We start from the raw sequence: 25645 nt of genomic DNA, 5'->3' as shown, positions 1-25645 counted from the left end.
TTTCTTGTTTTATACAAGGACTGAAGAGCCTCGACCAACCATATCGGGGTACATTTAGGCTGAGAAATATGAGACAATAAGAATCAAAACATAATAGCAAAATGAAAAAAATCAAATTATTCTCAATTGTAGCTGCCTTCGTTGCAGCTTTCGCATTCACTTCTTGTAATACAGACGACAGCGATGGCTTCCAGTGGCCAACGCCTCAGGAGTCTCAGGCTCTCTTCAGCCAGATTCAGGGTATGCACAATGGTGGAATCCTCTTCCCTGGCAGCGTAGGCACTACAGATGCAGAGAAGTTTGACAAGGATTCAGTTACCACTTATTGCTATGTAACTCCTAGCGACAGTATGCTCACTGTTAGGCAGGTAGAGGTGAGCAAGTTTGCAAAGTACTTCAGCGATGCCACACTGAAAGCTGAGGTAGAGAAGTTGCCTGCACAGGACTTAAAGATTAAGTTGGTGCCTTACAAGGCTGCTCAGCAGTTGTTTATCACTGCTACTCAAGACATCACTTACACCAATGCTGATGGCAAGAAGGTGCAGATTCAGTTCTATAGCGGCTTGAGCAACTATAGCTTGGCTTACATCGGCACAAAGAAGACCAACAACAAGAAGGAGCTCGGTGTATATATCACACCAGGCAGAGTGCTCGTAGATGGTCAGACTAAGGCAAATGCTCTCAAGTCATACGTTTACGGTGGTTATCTACAGGCTTACTACGCTATGCTCGAGATGGAACTCTAAGCCCATCTAAGAGCTAAGTTGCACAAGGAGCAGTAATCCTTATATATCAAGTAAGAAACTTACACTTACAAATATATATATGTTAATACTCTCTTAAAAATTAAACAAAAAAGAAAACTATTAGAGGCGCAGTCTTCGTGAGAAGGTTGCGCCTTGTTGCATTTATACAAAGAACGCTTTTGGTTGTACTCCTACCGAATGGCGGGAGAAAATGGCTGAAAATCATTCGTATTGAATAAAAAAGTACTGATTTTATTCAATACGATGGATAAAATGAATAAAAAACGACAAGGGTCTATATACCACGATGAACAGGTGACGTATAGACCCTTGATTATATGGAGATATTCGTAATCTACATCTCCGCTATTATATTTTTTATGAATTGCTCAGATTCTTAATGATTTCCAAAGGTAGCTGGGTAGCTTTGGCAACCTGTTCGGCAGAAAGTCCCATTGCCAGCAAACGTTGTGCTGTTTCTGTGTTGGCCTCATGCTTGCCTTCAACTCTACCATTCTCCATGCCTTTCTCCATGCCTTTTTCCATACCTTCTTCCATTCCTTTCTGATATCTGTCATCCAGAAGGGTTCTTTCAACACTTACCGAATCCCAAAACTTGTCATAGGCACGGAGCTCGGCATCTGTAAAGCCGGAAATCTCCAGTTCTTCTGTTGTCGGCAGATATTGTTGCTGTTGTATCAGTTCATCTTCATTAAGTGACTGAAGGGTATTCAGAAGGTTTTTCAATCGATCGGGATGATTGCCGAATATCTTCTTGAACGTAAGGTCTGCCTTAGGATCTAAGTACTTCATAACCATCTGTTTTAAAATTCTATAGCGCAAAGTTACGGTTTTATTTTCATATCTGCAAGAGATTTCTAGGAAAAGTTTCGGAAAAAGTTAGAGAATACAAAGAAAAAGGGCGCATCCGGATTGGATGCGCCCTAACTTGTTAAATAAAATCGGAGTATGCAGCAGAATATTCAAGTGGTTCAGTCAGCTACTCCAGATGGTTCTGTCAGCGAGTCAAGACGTCTCGATAAATCGACGGATACGACTCCGTTAGCCTACGTTGTCGAATCCTTAACCCGATGCAGTCGAATCCTTAACCTTGTCCAGCCGTCTGCGTAACCCAGTGCAGCCATATCCTTAACCCGACGCAACCGCTTCAGTTGGTAAACGGAAGTACATCATTTTTTCACCTCATTTGGGTGGGCAATGACTATCAGGGCGAATTAACCTTTTTTAATGACTACCAGAGCCAATAATAGGTACCATCAGGGCGAATAATATGCCTTCAGAGATGCCCGAATGACTACCAGGGCGAATCCTAAAAATAGAAGATATTGAATATCAGATAGTTAGGAGCTATTTTTTCTTCCCTACACTATACCAAGTATATTATATATATACATTTACATCAATTACACTATACGTAATACGGGAGGAAAAAGATTTTTTTTTCAACAAATCAGCTATTAAAATGCATTTTTTCTCTTCAAAAAATTGCATAAGTCTGAAATAAACATTACTTTTGCAACATAAAAAATATAAAGCTTATGAATTATCCCCAACGTATGTACAGCAAGACCGAGCTGGGTCTGCTCTACTTTCCCGACACAACCGACGGGGCGACAGCGCGCCGTCATATCATGGTATGGATTAAGCGTTGCGAAGCCGGGGGCATAAAGAAAAACCGCCAGGCGTTTCTTTCTACGCCTGGCGGTCTAGATATTTCACAGAATAAGTACTTAGTTTTTCTTCCAAAGCTTGGTCATATCCTCCAGCGTCTTACCCTTGGTCTCAGGAACGAGCTTCCATACAAAGATGGCAGCGAGGATACAGATAACACCATACAGACCATAGGTGAACCAATAGCCCAGGCTGTTAGCCATCGGAACGAAAGAGGTAGAAACAATCCAGTTGAAAATCCACTGGAAGGCTACGGCAATCGCTACGGCAGCACCACGAATCGTATTAGGGAATACCTCGGCGATAAGTACCCAGCAGATTGGGCCCCAAGAGAACATGAATGATGCTGAATAAACCATGATGGATACCATGCACAGCAACTGCAGATTAGGATTACCGAAGGTGATGGCTACACCGATGGCACCCAATGCCATGCCCAGAGAACCGGTAATGAGCAAAGGCTTACGTCCCAACTTCTCAACCGTAAAGATAGCTACACAGGTGAAACCGAGGTTCACGATACCATTGAATACGGTCAATACCATCGGATTGTCAAAGCCCATAGCCTCATAGATGCGAGGAGCATAATAGAGCACGGCATTGATACCTACAGCCTGCTGGAATACAGAGAGCATCACACCTACGAAGATACAGAGCACACCATAAGTAAGCAGTTTCTCCTTCTTCTCAGTAACCGTATTCTTGATGTCATCCAAAATCTTCTTAGCCTCCTCAGCACCATTGATGCGAGCCAGAATACGCTCAGCCTTCGCATCCTGACCAACCATGGCAAGATAACGGGGAGTCTCAGGAACAAAGCAGATAAGCAGAGCAAACAAACCCGCAGGAACCATCTCAGAACCAAACATATAGCGCCATCCGGTTTCAATAGCCCAGGCAGCCTCGCCACCATTCAGAATCTGGTTCATACCGTTGCCCACACTCTGGATAGCAGGAGCAATATGATCGCCAAGAATGAAGAAGTTGACGAAATAAACCACCAGCTGACCGAAGATGATGGCAAACTGGTTCCAGCTGACCAACATACCACGGATGTTACTAGGCGCAATCTCACCGATATACATCGGACATACAGCAGATGCCAGACCCACACCGATACCGCCAATCACACGATAGAGGTTGAACACGATGAGAAGCGTAAGATTAGGTTCGCCCTTTGGCAACACCAAAGACTCAGGACACATAGATCCCCATGCAGAGATGAAGAACATCACACCCGCAAAGATCAGCGAACGCTTACGGCCCCAGTTAGAAGCCATCACACCCGAAAGCGCCGAACCGATGATACAACCAATCAAGGCACTGGAAGAAGTGAATCCATGCCAGAAATCGGTATAGGTGAAATCCTCAGCACCCATGAAGAATGCCTGCAAACCCTTCTCGGCTCCCGAGATTACCGCGGTATCATAACCGAAAAGCAAGCCGCCCAAAACGGCTACCATCACAATTGAAATAAGATAGGCTCTAGAGCCTGTTTGTTTTTGTTCCATTATTTTTTAGGTTTAAATTTTAATCAATTTTCTGTAGAATAGCGTAGCATTTACCGGCAGGAAATCTTCTTTTTTCATGCCAAAAATCAATCTCCACCTAATAATATACGTTTTTTCTTTATAAATATTACGTTCAACATGCGGTTTTCCCCTATTTTTTTTGTAAATTTGCACCAAAATAAGAAGAAACATAGAATTTAGGTAATATGAACATAGCAGATTTTCTACATCAGCAGGGCGATAAGCGAGGCTTTTCGTTCGAGGTTTTACCTCCGCTGAAAGGTAACGGAACAGCTGCACTCTTCCGTACCATCGATGCGCTGAGCGAGTTTGGTCCTCGCTTTATCAACATCACAACGCACCATAGCGAGTATGTATACAAGGAACTGGAAAACGGTCTCCTCACTCGCCAGCGTGTACGCCGCCGACCAGGCACCGTTGCCATCGCAGGCGCTATACAGAATAAGTACGACATACCTGTCATCCCTCATATTATCTGCAGCGGTGCTACGAAGGAAGACATCGAGTACGAACTGCTCGACCTCCAGTTTCTGGGCATCAGCAACATTCTCGTTCTGCGAGGAGACAAGGCGAAAGAAGACCGGCAGTTTACACCAACCGAGAACGGTCATGCCCATGCCACCGACCTCCTGAAGCAGGTGAATCAGTTTAATGACGGTTTCTTCTTTGACGGCACACCCATCAAGCACCCGGGCGACAAGTTCTGCTGCGGTGTAGCCTGCTATCCGGAGAAGCATGAAGAGGCGCCAAACCTCGAAATGGATATGCAGCATCTCCTGGAGAAACAACAGTTGGGCGCAGCGTATGCCGTTACCCAGCTCTTCTACGACAACGAGAAGTTCTATGCTTTCGTTGAAAAGGCTCGGCAGATAGGCGTAACCATTCCTATCATTCCTGCCATCAAGCCTTTCGCCAAGTTGAGCCAGCTCACTGTAGTGCCGAAAACCTTCCACTGCGATATTCCTGAAGAACTCGCACAGGAGGTATTGAAATGTAAAACTGACGAAGATGCCAAGCAGCTCGGTATCGAGTGGACCACCGCTCAGGTGCAAGATCTCTTCGAACATGGTTACAACAATGTTCACTTCTTCACCGTATCGGCTGTAGACAGCGTCAAGCAAATAGCAAAAATTCTGTTTTAAATGCAAAGAAATGAAGTTATAGGTCAGCAAGAAGTATGGAACCGTCTCATGGAGATGGTTCAGGAGAACCGTTTGCCCCATGCGCTGATGTTCTGCGGCCCGCAGGGTTGCGGCAAACTGGCGATGGCACTGGCTTTTGCCAGCTATCTTCTGGGCGATTCACCGATGCTCAGGAAATGGGAACATCCGGACCTCCACTTCACCTTTCCTACCATCAAGACCGCCAATATGGGCAGCGACCATAAACCGGTGAGCCTCGACTTCATCAAGGAATGGAGAGAGCTGCTGCTTTCTAAAGGTCCCTACATCCAGATTAGCGACTGGATGCTGAAGATGGGCAAGACGGATGCCGACTATAACAAACAGGCTATCATCACTGCCGAAGAAACCGACGCCATCTCTCACGAACTGATGATGATGTCGAGTCAGGGCGGATATAAGATAAGTCTGATATGGCTCCCGGAACGTATGAACATACAGAGTGCCAACAAGATACTGAAACTGCTGGAGGAGCCGCCACGCCAGACGCTATTCCTGCTGGTTAGCGAGAATCCGGAACTGCTGCTCGAAACCATCAGAAGCCGTACGCAGCGTATCGATTTCAAGAAGATAGAAACCGCTGAGATGGAAAAAGCGCTGACGGAACGGAGGGCGCTGGAGCCAGACATGGCACACCGCATAGCCCGTATCGCCAACGGCAACTGGAACCTCGCACTCGAAGAACTGGATGCAGGAAACGAAAACCGGCAGCATCTCGACATGTTCATCATGCTGATGCGACTGGCTTACATGCGCAAGATAGGTGACCTCAAGAAGTGGACCGATGTGATTGCAACCTTCGGAAGAGAAAAGCAGAAACGCATGCTCGACTACTTCATGCACATGCTCAGAGAAAGTTTCATGTACAACTTCCGGAATCCGGAACTGAGCTACATGACGCAGGATGAGGAGAACTTTGCCAAGAACTTTGCCCGCTTCATCAACGAAGCAAACATCATTGACATCTCCAACCTCTTCGAAGACAGCAAGCGCATGATTTCGCAAAATGCCAATGCCAAAATCGTTTTCTTCGATATGGCGCTCAAAATCATCGTCCTCCTTTTAAGGAAGTGAAGAGTGAAGAATTCAAATGAATAACGGGGCAGATGCCGGTCATTATTCATTGTACATTATAAATTATACATTATAAATTAGACGATCGTGGATTACAAAAATATGAAATTCAGGATGTGTAACGGCTGCGACCGTGGTCTGAGCGCTAAGGGCGTAGGAAGACAGGACAGACAGCTCAACACATACGACTGGCTTGCCGATGTACCCGGCAATGCTGAAAGTACTGACCTCGTGGAGGTACAGTTCAAGAATACCCGTAAGGGATATTACCACAATGTGAATAACCTCGACCTGAAAAAGGGCGATATAGTGGCGGTAGAGGCTAACCCGGGTCACGACATCGGTGTGGTTACGCTGACCGGAAGACTGGTAAAACTCCAGATTAAGAAGGCAAACCTCAAGTCTCAGGATGATATCAAGCGTATCTACCGTATCGCCAAGCAGGTGGATCTTGACAAATGCAAGGAGGCTAAGAGCCGTGAACACGGCACCATGATCCAGAGCCGCCAGATAGCCAAAGATCTAGGACTGAAGATGAAAATAGGTGATGTAGAATATCAGGGAGACGGCAACAAGGCTATCTTCTATTACATCGCTGACGAACGTGTGGACTTCCGCCAGCTCATCAAGGTTCTTGCCGATACCTTCCATGTACGCATTGAGATGAAACAGATCGGTGCGCGACAGGAAGCAGGCCGCATCGGTGGAACGGGTCCTTGCGGCAGAGAACTCTGCTGCGCTACCTGGATGAAGAACTTCATCAGCGTTAGCACCAATGCAGCACGCTATCAGGACATTTCTCTGAATCCTCAGAAACTTGCCGGTATGTGCGCCAAACTGAAGTGCTGTCTCAACTACGAGGTAGACAGCTATGTAGAGGCTAGCAGAAAGTTGCCTCCTAAGGATGCCGTACTGCAGACTGCCGACGGTGATTTCCATCAGTTCAAGGTAGATATCCTGGCAGGTCTTATCACCTACTCTTCTGACAAGAACCTTGCTTCCAACCTCGAAACCATCAGCATCGAGCGTGCCAAGGCTATCATCGAAATGAACCGTCAGGGCGAGAAGCCATTGAGTCTGCTGGAAGACGGTAAGGCAAAACCTGCAGCCAAGCCAACCGACCTGCTTGCCGAAGCTGATTTGAGCCGCTTTGACAAGGCTAAGAAAAAGAAGAAGAAGAACAATAAGAACAAGGGACCTCGCCAGCAGGAGGGCGACAACAAGCCTCAGAAGAACGAGAACCGCGCGCAGAATGGCGACAACAAACCTCAGAAGAATGAAGGCAAGCCAAACAACCAGCGCCGCGACAACCGTAATCAGGGCAATCATCCTAAGGGTGACAACCGCCAGCCAAGAAACGACAGACGACCTAACAAGGGCAACAAGCCGCAGAATGGCAACAAGCCACAGGGTGGAAACAAGCCGCAAGGCAACAACGCCCCTCAGAATGGCAACAAGCCACAAGGCAATAACGCCCCACAAGAATAAAGAATAGGAGCTAGAAAAAGATGAAAAAGACTGTTTATTTCATCGTTTTGACAGCGATCGTTCACATTCTCTCTGCCTGCAGCGGTTCGACCGTATACGATGAGTATGCCCATACACCGATTGCAGGATGGGAGAAGAACGACACCCTATCATTCGAAGTATCACCTCTACTCGAGGCAGGGCATTACAGGCAAAGCTTAGGACTTCGCATTACAGGTGCCTATCCGTTCATGGGACTTACGCTCATCGTAGAACAGACGGTTTATCACCAAAACAGAAAGATACCTGGCGAATGCAAGATAGATACGGTAAACTGCCAGCTGATTGACAACAACGGCGTGAGCAAAGGACAGGGTATCAGCTATTATCAGTATAACTTCCCTATCAACATCTATCAGATGCATCAGGGCGATTCCATACACGTAGCCATCAGACATGATATGAAAAGAGAAATCCTCCCTGGTGTGAGTGACATCGGCATCAAGATTTCAAAGATACAATAAAAAAAAGAGTGAACAGATTGTTGATGAATCTGTTCACTCTTTTTTTAACTTCTCACTAAGTTCCTTCCCGCATCAATTCTCAAGAAGATGAAAAGAAGGATGGTAAATCCCCATAACGAACTGCCACCATAACTGAAGAACGGCAGCGGAATACCGATAACCGGTGTTAAACCCAGCACCATTCCCACATTAATAAACAGGTGGAAGAGGAATACCGACAACACACAATAGCCGTAGATACGCCCGAATTTATAAGGTTGCCGCTCAGCCAGATGCATCAACCGCAATATCAAAGCCAGGAAAAGCAGCAGCACGCCTGCCGAACCGAGGAAACCTTCCTCCTCGCCTACCGTACAGAAGATAAAGTCTGTATCCTGCTCAGGCACGAACTTCAGTTTGGTCTGCGTTCCATTGAGGAAACCTTTTCCCTGAAGTCCGCCGGAACCAATGGCAATCTCACTCTGATGCACGTTATATCCCGCACCAGCCAAATCTTCATCCAGTCCCAGCAGCACGTTGATACGCACTCGCTGATGAGGTTCCATCACATGATTCAACACATAATCGGCAGAATAGAAGAAAGCGATACTTCCCAACGAAAAGATGGAGATGAGGAAGTAATTCCGGAACCGGGTTCTCAGTCCCTGATAAACCAGGAATCCAATCATCATAGCACACAGGAAGAGCTGAATCCACACAATGTCGAACGGAATGACATAGGTAGAAAAGAGCACGAAGAGCAGCGTAATGCCCACCGAATAGGAAAGGATCATCAGTGCCTTTTTCCTATCGCCCGTATAGGAGTTCACCATGCCAGCCGTAAAAATCTGCACCAGCAGAAGCACGACAAACTTACCCACAGAAGTATAGGTATCCCACATCATCACGTTCTCATACTTCACACCCACTACGAAGTAAGCCACCATCGACACGCCGGTAAAGAGAATGGCACCCGGCATACCTTCGCGGTAAAGCATGAGGAAGAATGAAAGATAAACCAAGGCAGAACCCGTTTCGCGCTGACCTACGATACAGAGCATCGGCAGAACGATAATGCCTACGGCTGCCATGAAATGCTTCAGGTTCTGCATACTGAAACCATAGCTTGACATAAACTTGGCTACCGCCAGAGCCGTAGCAAACTTACCAAACTCAGCCGGTTGCAGTCGGAGCGGTCCCAACACCAGCCAGGAGTGGGAGCCCTTGATGCTATGCGGATTGAATATCGTAGCAAAGAGCAAGAGTATCAGGACGCCATAGATGACATACGAGAAGGTATCGTAAAACCGGTCATCAAGCAGCAGGATTACCAATCCCAGTGCTATGGATGTGCCAATCCATATAATCTGCATACCCGAGCGGGCACCCAGACTGAATATCTCGTTGTCACCATAGTTATAGCTGGCTCCACAGACGCTCACCCATCCGAAGATGAGGAGTGCCAGATAAATACCTATCGTCCACCAGTCAAGTGAAGCAAGCACACTAGGTTGTTTATTATCGATCATAATCTATAAACTATCAACTATAAACTATTAACTGAAAACTATCTACTGCTTAATCCGTAGGCGATTCTACGGGCCTGCATCTCTGCAGCCCTGCGCTCAGAATCAGGAGATAACTTACCCTTGAGATACTGTTCCATCATCAGACCGCCGATAGGCACACCATAGTCAGCACCCCAACCACCATTCTCTACATACACGGCAATGGCAATCTTCGGGTTGTTCATCGGAGCAAAGCCCATGAATACAGAGTGGTCGTGGCCACGGTTCTGTGCCGTACCCGTCTTGCCGCAAGCTTCGAAATCGTAGCGGCCGAGCAACTTACAGGTTCCCTTCAGCGCCGAACTTCTCATACCGGCTACCACATAGTTGTAAGCCCGTCGGGAAGCCTTGGTATAATGGCGTCGGGTATAGAGCGTATCAAGCGGTTCTCCCTTCACCTTTCTCACTACATGAGGCACATAATAGTATCCCCTGTTGGCAATGGTAGCACCCAGGTTGGCTATCTGCAACGGCGTGAGGTTAACCTCACCCTGACCGATAGAAATACTGATTACCGTCAGTCCGTTCCATGAACCATTGTAAGCCTTATCATAGAACTGTGCATTCGGAATCAGACCGCGTTTCTCGCCAGGCAAGTCGATGCCCAACTTATATCCGAATCCCATGCTCACCATATAATTTTTCCATACGGTCATCGCATTCTGTACGCTGCCATACTTCTTGCGGTTACCTATCATATAGTAAAGACCCCAACAGAAGTAACCGTTACAAGAGGTACTGATGGCATCAACCAGCGAAATAGGCGACGGGTGACCATGACAGCCTACATGCAGACCCTTATAAGAGAAACCATGATTACATGGGAATGCTGTTCCCGGTGTGATGATACCTTCAGTAAGATAGGTCAGCGCCTGGCTGGTCTTAAAGGTAGAACCCGGAGGATACTGACCCTGAATACTACGGTTCAGGAGCGGTTTCCAAGGATTATGCGAGAGCCACTTGTGCATCTTGCCGCGGTTTCTACCCACCAGACGTCTTGGATCGTAAGAAGGAGAAGAAACCATAGCCAGCACATCGCCCGTTCTAGGATCGATGGCAACGATACTGCCGATTTTCCCCTGGAGCAGACGTTCGCCCAAGGCTTGCAACTTGACATCCAATCCCAGCGTCAAGTCCTTTCCTGCCACAGGTTTCTGGTCGAGTTTACCATTCTGATAGCTACCCTGTATTCTTCCGTGGGCATCTCTCAGCATGATCTTCACACCCTTCTCACCACGCAGCTGCTTCTCATAAAACTTCTCGATACCCAGTTTTCCGATATAGTCACCAGCCTGATAGTAGTCATCATCTTCAATATCGCTTTGCGAAACCTCACCCACATCACCCAGCACATGGGCTGCATAAGGGTAGGTATATTCTCTGACGGTACGTTTTTGGACATAGAAACCGGGGAATCGGAACATCTTCTCCTGGAACACACTGAAATCCCGGTCGCTCAGCTGTCCCATAAAAAGCTGCTGGGTATAGCGCGAATAGCCCGGGTTTTTAGAGCGGTCCTTGATATCGTTCATTCGCTTGATAAAAAACTCTTTCGTGATACCCAGCGAATTACAGAAATCCATCGTATCAAGCCTGCCGCTCTCCTCGTTCATGACCACCATCAGATCGTAAGACGGCTGATTATACACCAGCAGCTTACCATTACGGTCGTAAATGGCACCACGGGCGGGAAACTCAATATGCTTCAAGAAGGCATTACTGTCGGCATTCTTCTTGTAGTCGTCGCTCATAATCTGAAGCGTAAACAGACGAATCATGTAAATGACCACAATAGCTATGGCCACTCCACTGATAACGAATCTACGTTTTTCAAGATTGTAATCCAACATACCTTATTATATATAGCAAACTAAAAATCGTATTCTTTTCTCTCTCATCACTTATCCGGAATCTTACTTCCTGAAACTTTCTGTCGCCATCACCAATATATAAGTGATAACCGTACTTCCGCCTATACATTCCAACCAGTGAACCCAATTAAAGAAATTGAATGTTTCGAGTGTAAAGAACAATAGATTATAAACGAGAATGATGAAGAATACGTACCAGCAATATGCACCTACGCCGATAGAACGCATGGACGGTTCCAGATCGTCGGCGCTGTCACGCGGTACGAAAAGTTCAAACAAATAAGGTTGTAGCAGTCCTACGGCAGTCATCGAAGCTGCTGCAACACCTGGCGTATTGGCAAATACGTCCACACAAAGCCCCATCATAAAGCACCACAATAACACCGCCCATTTAGGATGGTTGCGGCGGAAATGCAGTACCATAATGATATACAGCAAGGGGGTGGCACAATTGAATAGATGAATATGATTAAACACCAATCCCTGTACCAGCACGAGCACCACAAAGGTAGCTAGTCTTTTCACTAAATCTATACTCATTGCTTTTTATATCCTCTTACTATACGTCATTATTGATTATTGTCTCCATTTGTTTCGATGCTATCCTGTGCTGCACGCATAATCTCCAACCGCTCTTTCATGGCGGCATCATCAATTACACATACATCACGCAGACGGGCAAAATCGGTAGAGAGGCGAAGTTGTACGCGATACGACAGTCCATCGGCGGAGTTGAACACGTGCAATATCCTGCCTACTCTCACTCCAGGAGGGAAGACAGCAGAATAGCCACTCGTTACCACATAGTCACCCAATTTAAAGTGAGCATGACGTGGCACCTCTTCCAGATAGGCAAGGTCAGACACACCACCCTTCCAGCGCAGATAGCCAAAATAGCCTCTATTCTGAATCATACAACTGATGTTCGACTTCGTGTTCAATACCGGAATCACGATAGCATAATGTTCTGCCACCAGATACACGATACCCACAACACCCGTACCGCTGATTACACCCATATCCTTGTGGATGCCATCCGCGCTACCCTTGTCAATTGTCATCAGGTTGCCGGGTTTATCGACACTATTCGCCACTACCTTAGCCGGAATCAGACGATAGTTTCTCAGCAATGCAAACTGGTCACGATGGTAGATGCTGCTATCCTTGGTCACGCACACGAGACTGTCGGAAAGTTTCTGCACCTCCTGTTCGAGATACGCATTGCGCTGTGTCAGTTCCTGGTTCACCTTGGTAAGTGAGAAGAATGTTTCTACATTCGCATCCCATTCATACAACTTACCCGTTACGGCATTAGCCGAGGAGAACCAGGCACTGCCCTGATAGCTGTTATACTGAAACAACAGCACCATACTCACCACCTCAAGAATCAGGAAGACAAACCAATGGTTGTATTTCGCTAAAAACTCTAAAAGGTTGCGCATACTTTATTCTTACTATTAGAATAAGTTCTGATTATCTCATCAAGAATGAGAAACGGTCTACATTCTTCAACGCAATACCAGCACCCTTGGCAACACTGTGCAACGGATCTTCTGCGATGTGGAATGGGATATTGATCTTATCCTGCAAACGCTTGTCGAGACCGCGGAGCAAAGCACCACCACCAGAGAGCCAGATACCATTCTTCACGATATCGGCATAGAGCTCAGGAGGTGTGTTCTCCAATGCTGAGAGCACAGCGTTCTCAATCTTTGCCACGGTCTTATCCAGACAGTGAGCAATCTCCTGGTAGCATACAGGTACCTCCATAGGCAACGCTGTAATACGGTTAGGACCATGTACGATGAAATCTTCTGGAGCCTCATCACCCAGATCGGTCAGAGCTGAACCCACATGAATCTTGATACGCTCAGCCATACGCTCAGAAACCTTCACGTTGTGCTGACGGCTCATATATTCCTGGATATCGGCAGTAAGGTCGTCACCGGCTGTACGGATTGAGTTGTTCGATACGATACCACCCAATGAGATGACAGCGATTTCGGTAGAACCACCACCTATATCAACAATCATATTACCCTCTGGAGCCTCAACATCGATACCGATACCGATAGCGGCAGCCATTGGCTCAAAAATCAAATATACATCACGTCCGTCGGCATGCTCGGCAGAGTCGCGCACAGCACGAAGCTCAACCTCGGTAGAACCAGAAGGTACACCGATTACCATACGGAGTGAAGGAGAGAAGAGACGGCTACCAGTATGAACCATCTTAATCAATCCACGCATCATCTGCTCACAGGCAGTAAAGTCGGCAATCACGCCATCACGCAATGGTCTGATAGTACGGATATTATCATGAGTCTTCTCGTACATCATCTTAGCCTTCTCGCCCACAGCAATCATCTTGTCGGTGCGGCGGTCAAGGGCTACAACAGAAGGTTCATCCACTACAATCTTATCATCACTGATAATGATGGTATTGGCTGTACCCAAGTCCATTGCGATTTCCTGAATAAATGAAAAAAATCCCATTTCGTTTCTAAATTATTTTAAGCTTAAAATTTTCTTTTTATTTAAGGAGTTAAGGAGTTAAAGGAGCATAGAAGCCACGGCAACAGTCTGTCATATACCGGGGATGGAATCCCCGCAGACACTTGTCCTGACTTCTTCCACTTCTTAACTCCTTAACTACTTTATTTTTCCGAGAGTTTACTTAGCAAACCATGCATGGATTGCAGTATCGTAGTGAGAGCTTACACCGAATGCACGCTCTGCAAACATCTTGCGGTCTTCGATATCAGTCTCAGCACCCTTCTTCTTCAGGATATCGAGCAATACGCCGTATTCTGCCTTGCTAGGAACGATAACCACATCCTTGAAGTTTTTGGCACCTGCACGAATCAAAGAGATACCGCCAATATCGATTTTCTCGATGATATCAGCATCGCTAGCACCGCTAGCTACAGTCTGCTCGAAAGGATACAAGTCTACGATGACGAGATCGATTGAAGGGATTTCGTATTCCTTCATCTGCTCCTGGTCACCCTCGTTGTCACGGCGAGCCAAGATACCTCCAAATATTTTAGGATGAAGAGTCTTTACGCGACCACCCAAGATAGATGGATAGGTAGTGACATCCTCAACTTTCTCGCATTCATAACCCAAAGATTCGATAAACTTCTGGGTACCACCAGTACTCAGGAACTTAACACCCTCTTCATTCAACTTGGCGAGCAATTCGTCCAAGCCATCCTTGTGGAAGACAGACACCAACGCTGTCTTGATTTTCTTTGTTTCAGCCATTGAACTTATAAATTATAATTTATGATGTTGCAAAGGTACGAAGATTATTTTGATTACACAACATTTCCCCCCATAAAATAGCATTATTTAAAGGATATTTAAAAGATAATTGAGAGAAATCAAGAAATAAGCAATCTGAGCGAATTCTAATCCTATCATTTCTTCGCGTACTGAACTTTCGCCAGTAAGCCCCACACGCCCTGAAAGGAGCCTGGGTCTTCAGAGCGTGCTGCTTCAAGGAACCTGGGCCTTCAGCCCGTACTCGAACCCACCTTCTTCTGTCATTCTGTCCGATAATATCTCTTATTTCTATCTTTTACCTACCCAAAACAAGACAGATTGTCAGTAAATCATTGATTTTCAACGAATAGGCATAAGTTTCGCTAAAGGATGAGAGGAACGCACCGGGAGGTTTCCAAAGAGAAGTTTCCGGCGCTCATCCAAATAACACAAATATGAATATATAATATAAGAAAGGAGATATTAATATGACATTCGACAAATTTACAATCAAGGCGCAGGAGGCGGTACAGGAAGCCGTAAACATTGCGCAGCGAAATGGTCAGCAAACCATCGAACCGGTGCATCTGCTTAGCGGTATTCTTGAAAAGGCTACCGATGTGACCAACTACATCTTCCAGAAGTTGGGCATGAACGGACAGCAAATCGCCATGCTCTTGCGTCAGGAGATGCAACATCTGCCTCGTGTGCAGGGCGGCGGTCAGCCGTACCTCAGCAACGAGACTAACCAGATACTGATGAATGCCGAGGATACCGCCAAGAAAATGGGCGACGAGTTCGTTAGCGTAGAGCCTATCCTGTTGGCTATCGTACAGGGCAACTCTACTGCTGCACGTATTCTGAAGGATGCTGGTGCAAATGCTAAAGATATGCTCGCTGCCATCCAGGCATTGAGACAGGGACAGAACGTAAAATCACAAAGCGCTGATGACAACTATCAGAGTTTGGAGAAATATGCGAAAAACCTTGTAGAACAGGCAAGAAGTGGCAAGCTGGACCCAGTTATCGGACGTGATGAGGAAATAAGAAGAGTGCTCCAGATTCTGTCACGAAGAACCAAGAACAACCCTATTCTGATAGGTGAGCCTGGTACAGGTAAGACTGCCATCGTAGAAGGTCTTGCCGAGCGTATCGTACGTGGCGATGTACCGGAGAATCTGAAGAACAAGCAACTCTATTCTCTCGATATGGGTGCGCTGGTAGCCGGTGCCAAATATAAGGGTGAGTTCGAGGAGCGTCTGAAGAGCGTCATTAAAGAGGTAACCAACGCCAACGGCCAGATTATCCTCTTCATCGATGAGATTCATACCCTGGTAGGTGCTGGCGGTGGCGAAGGTGCCATGGATGCAGCCAACATTCTGAAGCCAGCCCTGGCTCGTGGTGAGCTGAGAGCCATCGGTGCTACTACCCTCAACGAGTATCAGAAGTACTTCGAGAAGGATAAGGCGCTGGAACGCCGTTTCCAGACCGTCATGGTCAATGAGCCTGACGAGGTAGACGCCATCAGTATCCTCCGTGGTATCAAGGAGCGCTACGAGAACCATCATAAGGTACGTATTCAGGATGATGCCTGCATCGCAGCCGTCAAGTTATCAGAGAGATACATCTCTGACAGATTCCTCCCTGACAAGGCTATCGACCTGATGGATGAGGCAGCAGCCAAACTGAGAATGGAGCGTGACTCTGTACCAGAAGAACTGGATGAGATTACCCGCCACTTGAAGCAGTTGGAGATTGAGCGTGAGGCCATCAAGCGCGAGAATGACCAGCCTAAGATTCAGCAGTTGGATAAGGAAATTGCAGAATTGAAAGATCAGGAGCATGACTTCCGTGCTAAATGGGAAGGCGAAAAAGCGCTCGTCAACAAGATTCAGCAGGATAAGCAGGAGATAGAAAACCTGAAGTTTGAGGCTGAACGCATGGAGCGCGAAGGCAATTACGAACGCGTAGCTGAAATACGCTATTCTAAACTGAAGGCGCTCGAGGATGACATCAAGAAGATTCAGGAGCAGCTGAAGAGTACACAGGGTGGCGCAGCGATGGTCAGAGAGGAAGTTACAGCTGACGATATCGCTGAGGTTGTAAGCCGCTGGACCGGAATACCAGTAAGCCGTATGATGCAGAGCGAGCGTGAGAAACTGCTCCATCTGGAGGAAGAACTCCACAAGAGAGTCATCGGACAGGACGAGGCTATCACCGCTGTAAGTGATGCCGTTCGCCGCAGCCGTGCCGGTTTGCAGGATCCTAAGCGTCCTATCGCCAGCTTCATCTTCCTCGGCACTACCGGTGTAGGTAAGACGGAACTTGCCAAGGCGCTGGCTGAGTATCTGTTCAATGACGAGTCGATGATGACCCGAATTGATATGAGTGAATATCAGGAGAAGTTTAGCGTTACCCGGCTGATCGGTGCGCCTCCAGGGTATGTAGGCTACGATGAAGGTGGTCAGTTGACCGAAGCTGTACGCCGCAAACCATACAGTGTGGTTCTCTTCGATGAGATTGAGAAGGCGCATCCTGATGTATTCAATACCCTGTTGCAGGTATTGGACGATGGTCGTCTGACTGACAACAAGGGTCGTGTAGTCAACTTCAAGAACACCATCATCATCATGACTTCCAACGCAAGCCGTGAGATGTTGCGCAAGACCTTCCGTCCTGAGTTTCTGAACCGTATTGATGATATCATTACCTTCAAGCCGTTGACCCAGGAGCAGATTGCCGAGGTTGTAGAACTTCAGATGAAGCGAGTAAAGAAGATGTTGGAGCCTCAGGGCTTTGAACTTCGCTGGACTCCTGCAGCTATCCAGTATCTGGCAAAGGTAGGATACGATCCTGAGTTTGGTGCCCGTCCTGTAAAGCGCGCTATCCAGGATTATGTCTTGAACGACTTGAGTAAGAAGATTCTTGCAGAAGAGGTTAGCAGAGAGAAGCCAATTACCATCGATCATACAGATGCAGATGGATTGGTCTTCAAGAACCAATAATTCCAGCAGATAATCTATCCGCAGGATACAGGTTTTAATCATAAAGATAATGGGTGACAGATATCAAATCTGCCACCCATTTTTTATTTTACAGAACTTTAGCAAGTTATTTCTGTTTTATATCAAACTGATAAGATCCAGAGGCGAGCTCCAAATGATGGAGTTCCTTATCAGCACTTACGTATCTGACTCCCGATGCCTTTTTCAACGGCTTACCATTCTCTGAAATGAAAGAGACAGCAGGGGCAGGCAAGTAGAGAGAGGCTGTCGTATTGGCAGGAACCGTAAACTCATAACGGATACCGGAATCAGTATATTGCCAACGGCTGCTGATTCTGCCATACATTGAATCGTAATAACCCTCAGCATGAGTAATGCCACGCGTAGGGTCAACCTCCGGCTTCAGGATGAAATGCTTGAAACCAGGCGATTTCTCATCACGGCAGATACCGAGAGAGTAATTGTACATCCACGATGCTACAGCTCCAAAAGAATAGTGATTGAACGAATTCATACTGTTGTTCTCACCAAATCCATCCTTTACTGTATAAGAGTTCAAACGCTCCCAAATCGTCGTGGCTCCATTCTTTACAGGATAAAGCCAGGAAGGATAACCCTCGTACTGCAGCAAACGGTAAGCCTCCTCGGACATACCATTATCCGAAAGTGCCTTACTTATCCAAGCGGTACCGATAAAACCCGTCAGGAGCGAATAAGCAGGATAACCGGCCATCGGAGTCTTGATGGCTGCAGCGAGATGAGCCGCCATCTTCTTCTGTAAGTCACCATCTACCACATGGAATGCCAAAGGAAGAGCATAAGATGTTTGGGTATCAATCAACTGTCCCTTGCGCTCAGCATCATACCACGAACAGATGGTCTTACCTGTAGCCTCATCAACGAATGTTTTCCTGAAGAAAGCCCTGCGCTCGTTCGCCAACCGGGTCAGCCATGCCGCATCCTCAGTCTTGCCCAAAGCCTTTGCCATCTGAGAAAGAATATCCAGATCGAATATGAAATAACATTCCCATACGAGCGACTTATCATCTTTTTCATAAGACGGACTGAGCCAATCGCCCAAATCGCCCCACTGATGATGCTGTACGATAAGTCCTGTTTTCTTATCCACATACTCATCCAGCACAAACTGGATATAGCGTTTCATCGATGCGTAATGTTCAGCCAACATAGCCTTGTCGCCATATTGCTGGTAGAGCTCCCAAGGCAAGGTTACACCGGCACTTGCCCATAACAAGCCACCGAAGCCACAATTGGTTGGAGCTACATCCGGATACTGTCCCTTAGCACTCTGCAAATCACGGACAGAGATAAGATAGCGGCGCAAGAACTGGGAAGCATCGGTAATATATGTAGCAGAACGCCCGAATACGGAAATATCACCCATCCAACCCAGACGTTCATTACGCTGAGGACAATCGGTTGGAACAGACATGAAATTAGAACGCGTAGACCATACCGAATTGAGCCACAAGCGGTTGATATCAGAACGGGAGGTAGAATATTGCGAAGCCTGCTCATTCATCGAACTCACTACGATCGCCTTTATCTGGTCTGGCGCTACCGGAGCATCAACACCCGTAATCTCAAGATATCTGAATCCATGAAGGGTATATCTAGGCGAGAAAGTCTCTTCACCTCCCCTGGCTACATAAACATCCTGCGAAGTTGCCACACGCAGATTCTCGGTCATGATCATGCCTACATGATCCTGATAGGCTGGCAAATCAGGATATTTGATTTCGGCTGTACGGATCTTTACTTCCGTGCCAGGTTTCAAACCTGAGAAATGTACCAGCGGAACACCCGCCATATTCTGTCCGAGATCATAGACATAAACACCCTTGCGCGGTTCTACACAATTGAGAGCCGTCAGGGTATCAACAGGCATGATTGCCTCTGCCATATCAGGAAGAAGCTGGAAATCCTCAGAAGTCTTGAAATCTGATTCCTTCACTTCTACAGCAGTCTGCCAATTTCTGTCATCGAAATGAGGCATCGCCCATCCTTTGCAGTCTTGTTCCTTGCGTGCATCATATACCTCACCCATAAAGAAACTGCCATATCTTACAGCGCCATCATCATAGCTTTTCCAGGTTGCAGGATCGGTAACGATGGTTTGCTGTGAACCATCCTCGTAGGTTATCTGCAACTTTGCCATTAACGACTGCCTGTCGCCATAGAAATTCCAATTTCCGGTTACATAGGTGGCACCACCACTCCACCATCCTTCGGAAAGGACGGCTCCGATAGCATGCTCACCCGACTGCTGAAGCAAAGAAGTTACATCGAAGGTCTGGTAAGTATGAGTATGGTTATACTCTGTAGTACCAGGGTTGAAATAAGCTTTACTTACTGCCTTACCATCTATATAGATGTCGTAGATTCCGCGGGCAGTAGCATAAAGACGGGCTTTTCTGACTTTTTTGCCGGAGGTAGCAAACTCTGTACGAAGCATAGGCGCAGTATTCTCCTTAAAGGCAAAGATGCCAAGCGCACCCTCTTTCTTTCCATCTACAGAGAGCTGATTGGCAGAGAGTTGGTTGGCAGAGAGCTGGCTGGCAGAGAGTTGCTGTAAAGGAGCAGCTACCACATTCTGAGGCGATTTAAAGTTTCTTACCTCAATATGACTGAAAGTAGCCTTCTGACCTTTAGCCACGTAATATCCCCAATCGGCTAGCATCGGATAGGCAATATAGTTATTACCCTGTTCTCCGGTAGGATTCAGAATCAGACTTCCTACAGAATGCTGTTTGCCATCAGTATCGATTTCTACCTTTTCACCAACAATTTCCTTTCCATCCAGGAAGAGAGTAGCCGCACCGGTATCCATCGAAATATCTATCTGATGGGCAGCATACTGGTTCTGCCTGTTGATAACCGCAGCAGGAATATCGTAGGAAACCAAAGGTGCGGCATCCGTCTCGCCAACCTTGTAGCCCCGACGATAGAAATTGATACGGGCAGGCTTCGACTTTCTGAGAGGCGCAATATCAAGTTCTACGCGGATATAAGAAGAATCCTTCGCATTGGATACCCCTAAGAGATTCTTATTGCGATCCATCAGTCGGGGATCGTTGGCACCGAAGATGAAGGAAGCTGCTGTTGACTTCGATTTCTTATCGAGTTGCAGTTCGTAATGAAGTCGGAAGGTTGGGAAATAAGGGGCATAGAACATCACGGGAGCATTGCCTCTTCCTATCCATTTAGCACCTTCCCAAGCCAGATATGTTCCTTTTCCGGCCGTCGCGACAGGATGGTTATAGTCTGTACCCAGCACCAAGGCTGTTTCAAAAGCAGAAGAAGCCTGCAGCTCTTCGTTTTTCTGATTCCAGACTGTAAGATGCCACTGGTAGCGGGTAGAAGGGCGAAGCGATTCGCCAGCATACTGTATGCCTAGCGATTCGGTACTTTTCACCTTACCCGTATTCCAGACTTCCTTACCCGTTTCATCAATAACAGATATCCGGTAAGCACTCTGCTGATTTCCTCTACTTTTGTCATCAACCTCCATCTGCCAGGCAAACCGAGGATGCATGACACCTACTGCCAGTGGAGTATTCCGATATTCCACTTTCAGATTCTTCAGCCATGTGGCTGCATGTAATCCAGATGGCAGCATCATACTGACCATCCATATTCCGATAAATTTCATACGCTTTTTACTTTGAACCTTGAACTTTCTAATTAGCAAAGACAGCTGTTTTTATTTTTCACTTCATCCCTACTCCTTTATTTTCCCTGCCTTCTTCACAATTTCATCAGCCACCTGCGGACCATTATTCTGCCAGACATTATTAGGACCGCAGGCGTTTTTCAGGAATTTCTCTTCTGGCGTCCAGTTATCTTTCAGGAGAATATTAGAAGAACCCTCATCAGTATAGAGATAGAAATAATGATGAGGATCGTGTACGTAGGAAGGATGGAAGATATCCCGCACTACATTCTCTGAAATAACCGTGTTTGGCTGGTTGCCAAGTGTGTAGATGCCAGCGCAATCGTACATATGGGCAGCATAGCGCTCGATAAGATTGGCATGAATGCGATTATCATGCATCACAACCAAATCGCGATTCCAACCCCATCCCATACTGATAGCCGAATAACTGACATCATGAATATAATTATGTTCGATGTTCATGCGGCTGACGTAACCCAAAGCGATAGCACAGGTACCCCACTCCTCGTTTGTAACATCAGAGAACTCGCAGTTCCTGACATGCAGTCCGCTGCACACCTCACGCAAATCCTGCGGACGATAAGGCAGATGCGTCTCCAGACCGGCAGGCGAAAAGCTGCCACATACCAATCCATTCATCGCTATATCTTCGAAGGTGCTGCTAAGTACTGCTCCATCCCGGCAACCCTCAACAAAATCGAGACCATCGCCACCCAGATGTCCAAAAGAGCATGAATCGAAAACCGCTCTGCTTGCATAGCGCAATTCAACAGCAGCAGCGGGTCTGCCAAGCCAATCCTGATTATCTAGTTTATGGTTGTTCACACGGTCGATACTAGGGCGCAGTTTGTAACCTTCGGTAATGAACATTCCCGCCTGCAAAGGTACATGTCCCTTGTAAGAAGGGCGGTTCCATGTTGTAACTTCAAAGTTTACATTTCTGAAAGTAACAGCATCCACCATTTTTTCTCTGGTTCCCTCGAATTTCACCAACGTTTCCAAAGCCGGCGCCGCAACATCCATACGATCCCCTTTCCTAGGCATATAATACAGTTTATGCGTACGGATATCATGATACCATTCGCCCGGTTTATCCAGAAGAGGCAGCGCATTCGAGATAAAGAAAGGAGAATTGTGCTCACAATTATACATAGGTGAAGGCCAAGGACGTTCAAACTGAATCTTAGCCTCAGGATCGTGGAAAGATATGGCAGCAGAATCGCCCTGAATACGGATGTTTCTGATGCGCAGATAACTTACCTCCCACATCTGATGCAGCGTCATCTCTGCATATCTTGCATCCGGTCGGATGATGCTGTTACCCGCCTTATCCTTAGCACCCGTCAGAAGCTGACGAACAGCAGAAGCCGGAACCCAGATGACGCGTTTCTTCTTGTCTACCCATCTGATGCGCGGCATCTGATTGAAATCACTCACGCCACGTGCCCTATCAGCCCGCGAGTGATTCACCCAGAGATGTCGGAAATTCATAGGACATCCATTGAAATCAGGCACATCAGCCACCAAATATCTGCCCTGTTTCTTCCATCCGGTAACAGGTACGGCTCCTGTAAGTACCGTACCTGCCGAATGCTTTACCGAAGGCGTTCCCTCAAAACAGAGATGACTGTCTTCCGGACGGAGCACCAGAGGTTCATAGAGTCGGTATTGCCCCGCCTGCATTTTAACTACTACCGAATCTGCCTGTCCCAATCTTCTCATCTCGCGAGCCTTGCGAACCGCATCAGCGAGAGAAGAATCTGGTGATACTTGCACATAGCCTATCTTCTTATTTTCTGCAGAGAGAGCGAGGCTGAAGCCCAGCATTCCCAGCAATAGGATTCTTCTTAATTTCATAACTAAAAAAAATTATTTTCTAACTGAAAGCCAAACCGACATTTCCACATCACTACCCCGATTATCCCAGGCATAATAAGGAATGAGCGTAACATTTACTTTTTTCTGGGCAGGAGCAAGTGTACGGTAAAGCTGGTTCTTCTGCCAGGATGCTGCAGTTCCCTTTTCAGCAAGCAGCGCCTCCCCCTGGAGCGCAACAAACTCGTGACCGTCGATCGTCTTTTTTACTTCAGTCCATTGGATATCAGCAGGAATCACGATATCATTCACGCTTACCCTACCATACTTATCTTTGCAGGAAGCAGGAACAGAAGAAGCATCGATATCCACATTTTCCAAACAATAGACAATAGGTCCGCGCATCACGGCTATCTGGTTCTTATTCTCTTCAACCAAAGGGTTAGCCTCCACCAGACGAGGTTTCATATCAAATGTTCGTTCTACGAGGGTTCCCTTCTTCCAACCAGTCTGTCTGCCTTTTGAATCAGTAGCAGAAATCGCCTCATATCTACCCTCTCCCGGCACGCGGAGCATCAAGGTTCTGATATTCTTAGCCTTGTTGATGCGAATGGAAACCTTGCCATCATAAGGATAACCTGAAGTCATCTCCATATCAACATCCTTTGTTTTCAGATGATTATCACCATACATGTTCACCCACAAAGTATCCCCTTTCACGGCATAAGCATACTCCTGCGCTTCGCAAAGTGCACGAAGGGTGTTAGGTGGACAGCAGAAGCAACTGATATACTTCTGGCGGGTTTTCGGCCAGCGCATCACATAAGGGAAATCGCCCGTACGGCGCAGGGCCTGAGTATAGAAATATCGGGTACCATCGAGCGAAATGCCCGGCAAGACTCCATTCAGGAGTTCGTTTTCTACCATATCCATATAGCGGGCATCAGCTGTGGTTTCGAGCATACGCCAGGATAAGAAGATATTACCAATCTGCGCACAGGTTTCATTATGCGAAGTCTCGTTTGGCAACTGATATGCTCTGCCGTATGCCTGGTGAATCTGCTGAATGCTAGGCTGATCGTAAGTGGTTCCATCAGGTGACACACCATCATAGAGGGCACCGCATCCACCTGTGATATAAATCTTGCGATAGGTGATATCATCCCAGATACTGGACAGATTCTTCATGAGTTGCTTCTCGCCTGTTTCGGCATAGAGATCAGCTACACCCGCATAGAGATAGTTGGCTCTCACCGCATGCCCCATCGCCTCATATTGCTCACGGAAAGGATGGCGATCCTGATTGTGATCTTCACCATTCTTCACTTCATCACGAATGGCTATCAATCCCTCTGCCAGTTCCAGATAACGCTTGTCACCGGTAGCACGGTACATCTCTGAAGCTGCCATATAATGAGAAGGACAGATTGCATTGCGCGCCAACTCATCGCGCTGGTTCTTCAGAAAATCATAGAGAAAATCAGCTGCCTTGAGTGCACAGTTGAAGAGTGTCTTCTTGCCTGTGGCACGCCAATGTACGATACCGGCAGTCATCAGATGTCCCAGATTATAGGTTTCGAAGTTGAGACGGCTGGCAAAGGCTCCTTTCTCATCTTTTCCTCCTACTGTGATACCGATTTCGGCTTCATCTTTCCGGTCTTTGAGAGCATGCGTATCGATGCCCTTATGGCGCTCATCTATCACCACAGGGGTATGGATATAACCATCGGCACGCTGTGCCTTAGCTACTTCGGCAATAAAGCGATCCATCAGGGCATCTAGTTTCTGATCATGGGTTACTGCATAAACCGAAGCACATGCCTCAAGCCATTTATACATATCGCCATCATGAAAAGGAGGTCCCCAATGTTCGCCTTCAGCATCGCCCGCCGCAATCTCGAAATTACGGAAGCCGTGCGATACCTCGGGTGTATCCCAGGTTTTCCACATATCCCAAAGCGAGGTTTCTGAAAAGACCTTGAATCGGCCACCCCAAAAACCGCCTGTCCAACGGGTACTTCCCAAAGGCATATTTACCATTCGGGCTTCCTTGCTGTGGCTCATATCTACCAGTCCATTGTGCTGTGCCATGACTGGGGAGGTAAAGGCAGAAAAAGCAAGAAGACCTGCCATCATCCACTTTCTGCTGTAGTTTGCTGTCATCATTATTGTTATTCGTTTAGTTTTTAATTTAGTTTTAAGACGAAAAAAGGGATGATTTTGTAAT

17 protein-coding genes and 1 pseudogene are annotated in these 25645 nt (G+C 46.8%); 7 read left to right on the top strand and 11 right to left on the bottom strand.

What is annotated here, in order from left to right:
* Nucleotides 1-101: 101 nt before the first annotated feature.
* Nucleotides 102-746 carry a DUF4840 domain-containing protein gene (locus DWV53_RS03270; protein ID WP_118151620.1) on the top strand — a complete coding sequence of 215 codons (645 nt, stop codon included), beginning with the start codon at nt 102-104 and terminating at the stop codon, nt 744-746.
* Between the two features lie 378 nt (nt 747-1124).
* Here the strand turns inward: DWV53_RS03270 and DWV53_RS03265 are convergent, their stop codons facing one another.
* A complete protein-coding gene (locus tag DWV53_RS03265; RefSeq protein ID WP_259318899.1) occupies nt 1125-1559 on the bottom strand; it encodes a hypothetical protein in 435 nt (144 codons plus the stop codon).
* A 746-nt stretch (nt 1560-2305) separates the two neighbouring features.
* On the opposite strand from DWV53_RS03265, the pseudogene DWV53_RS03260 reads away from it, so the two are divergent.
* Nucleotides 2306-2410, top strand: a pseudogene (locus tag DWV53_RS03260) (DUF4248 domain-containing protein); the annotation flags it as partial.
* 87 nt (nt 2411-2497) lie between these two features.
* Here the strand turns inward: DWV53_RS03260 and xylE are convergent.
* A complete protein-coding gene (gene xylE / locus DWV53_RS03255; RefSeq protein ID WP_117727841.1) occupies nt 2498-3949 on the bottom strand; it encodes a D-xylose transporter XylE in 1452 nt (483 codons plus the stop codon).
* A gap of 206 nt (nt 3950-4155) precedes the next feature.
* On the opposite strand from xylE, the gene DWV53_RS03245 reads away from it, so the two are divergent.
* From DWV53_RS03245 to DWV53_RS03230, 4 genes are all read left to right on the top strand, one after another.
* Nucleotides 4156-5112, top strand: coding sequence for a methylenetetrahydrofolate reductase (locus DWV53_RS03245; protein ID WP_118080863.1), 957 nt, complete (start codon nt 4156-4158; stop codon nt 5110-5112).
* Entirely contained in the window at nt 5113-6225 is a 1113-nt protein-coding gene (locus DWV53_RS03240; protein WP_118151616.1) for an ATP-binding protein, read from the top strand.
* Nucleotides 6226-6327: 102 nt separating this feature from the next.
* Entirely contained in the window at nt 6328-7713 is a 1386-nt protein-coding gene (gene ricT, locus DWV53_RS03235) for a PSP1 domain-containing protein (RefSeq protein WP_118151614.1), read from the top strand.
* Between the two features lie 20 nt (nt 7714-7733).
* On the top strand, nt 7734-8216 hold the full coding sequence (locus DWV53_RS03230; RefSeq protein ID WP_118151612.1) for a gliding motility lipoprotein GldH: 483 nt from the start codon (nt 7734-7736) through the stop codon (nt 8214-8216).
* 44 nt (nt 8217-8260) lie between these two features.
* Here the strand turns inward: DWV53_RS03230 and rodA are convergent, their stop codons facing one another.
* From rodA to DWV53_RS03200, 6 genes are all read right to left on the bottom strand, one after another.
* Nucleotides 8261-9724 (bottom strand): rod shape-determining protein RodA, encoded by a 1464-nt coding sequence (rodA, locus tag DWV53_RS03225; RefSeq protein ID WP_118151610.1) that lies wholly within the window; start codon nt 9722-9724, stop codon nt 8261-8263.
* 38 nt (nt 9725-9762) lie between these two features.
* Nucleotides 9763-11613, bottom strand: coding sequence for a penicillin-binding protein 2 (mrdA, locus tag DWV53_RS03220; protein ID WP_118151608.1), 1851 nt, complete (start codon nt 11611-11613; stop codon nt 9763-9765).
* Nucleotides 11614-11676: 63 nt separating this feature from the next.
* Nucleotides 11677-12174 carry a rod shape-determining protein MreD gene (gene mreD, locus DWV53_RS03215; RefSeq protein ID WP_022120425.1) on the bottom strand — a complete coding sequence of 166 codons (498 nt, stop codon included), beginning with the start codon at nt 12172-12174 and terminating at the stop codon, nt 11677-11679.
* A 29-nt stretch (nt 12175-12203) separates the two neighbouring features.
* Nucleotides 12204-13076 carry a rod shape-determining protein MreC gene (mreC, locus tag DWV53_RS03210; RefSeq protein WP_118151606.1) on the bottom strand — a complete coding sequence of 291 codons (873 nt, stop codon included), beginning with the start codon at nt 13074-13076 and terminating at the stop codon, nt 12204-12206.
* A gap of 31 nt (nt 13077-13107) precedes the next feature.
* Nucleotides 13108-14130, bottom strand: a complete 1023-nt coding sequence (locus tag DWV53_RS03205) for a rod shape-determining protein (RefSeq protein WP_006847875.1) — start codon at nt 14128-14130, stop codon at nt 13108-13110.
* Between the two features lie 177 nt (nt 14131-14307).
* Nucleotides 14308-14901: an IMP cyclohydrolase gene (locus DWV53_RS03200; RefSeq protein WP_117727834.1), complete on the bottom strand. Its 594-nt coding sequence runs from the start codon at nt 14899-14901 to the stop codon at nt 14308-14310.
* Nucleotides 14902-15389: 488 nt separating this feature from the next.
* On the opposite strand from DWV53_RS03200, the gene clpB reads away from it, so the two are divergent.
* Nucleotides 15390-17906, top strand: coding sequence for an ATP-dependent chaperone ClpB (gene clpB / locus DWV53_RS03195; protein ID WP_117694020.1), 2517 nt, complete (start codon nt 15390-15392; stop codon nt 17904-17906).
* A gap of 106 nt (nt 17907-18012) precedes the next feature.
* On the opposite strand, the gene DWV53_RS03190 is transcribed toward clpB, so the two are convergent.
* The 3 genes from DWV53_RS03190 to DWV53_RS03180 all read right to left on the bottom strand — a co-directional run bounded on the left by DWV53_RS03190 (nt 18013) and on the right by DWV53_RS03180 (nt 25584).
* On the bottom strand, nt 18013-21579 hold the full coding sequence (locus DWV53_RS03190) for an alpha-L-rhamnosidase (RefSeq protein WP_118151604.1): 3567 nt from the start codon (nt 21577-21579) through the stop codon (nt 18013-18015).
* 69 nt (nt 21580-21648) lie between these two features.
* Complete coding sequence (locus DWV53_RS03185) at nt 21649-23460, bottom strand: right-handed parallel beta-helix repeat-containing protein (RefSeq protein ID WP_118151602.1); 1812 nt, start codon at nt 23458-23460, stop codon at nt 21649-21651.
* Nucleotides 23461-23472: 12 nt separating this feature from the next.
* The gene (locus DWV53_RS03180; protein WP_118151600.1) at nt 23473-25584 is read right to left on the bottom strand and encodes a glycoside hydrolase family 127 protein; all 2112 of its coding nucleotides are present in this window, start codon (nt 25582-25584) and stop codon (nt 23473-23475) included.
* Nucleotides 25585-25645 lie beyond the last annotated feature (61 nt).

The sequence above is a fragment of the Segatella copri genome, assembly GCF_003465495.1.
GTDB classification, from domain to species: Bacteria; Bacteroidota; Bacteroidia; order Bacteroidales; family Bacteroidaceae; genus Prevotella; species Prevotella copri_G.
The sequence above is the reverse complement of the archived record's forward strand: the minus strand, read 5'-3'. Positions and strand labels throughout refer to the sequence as shown.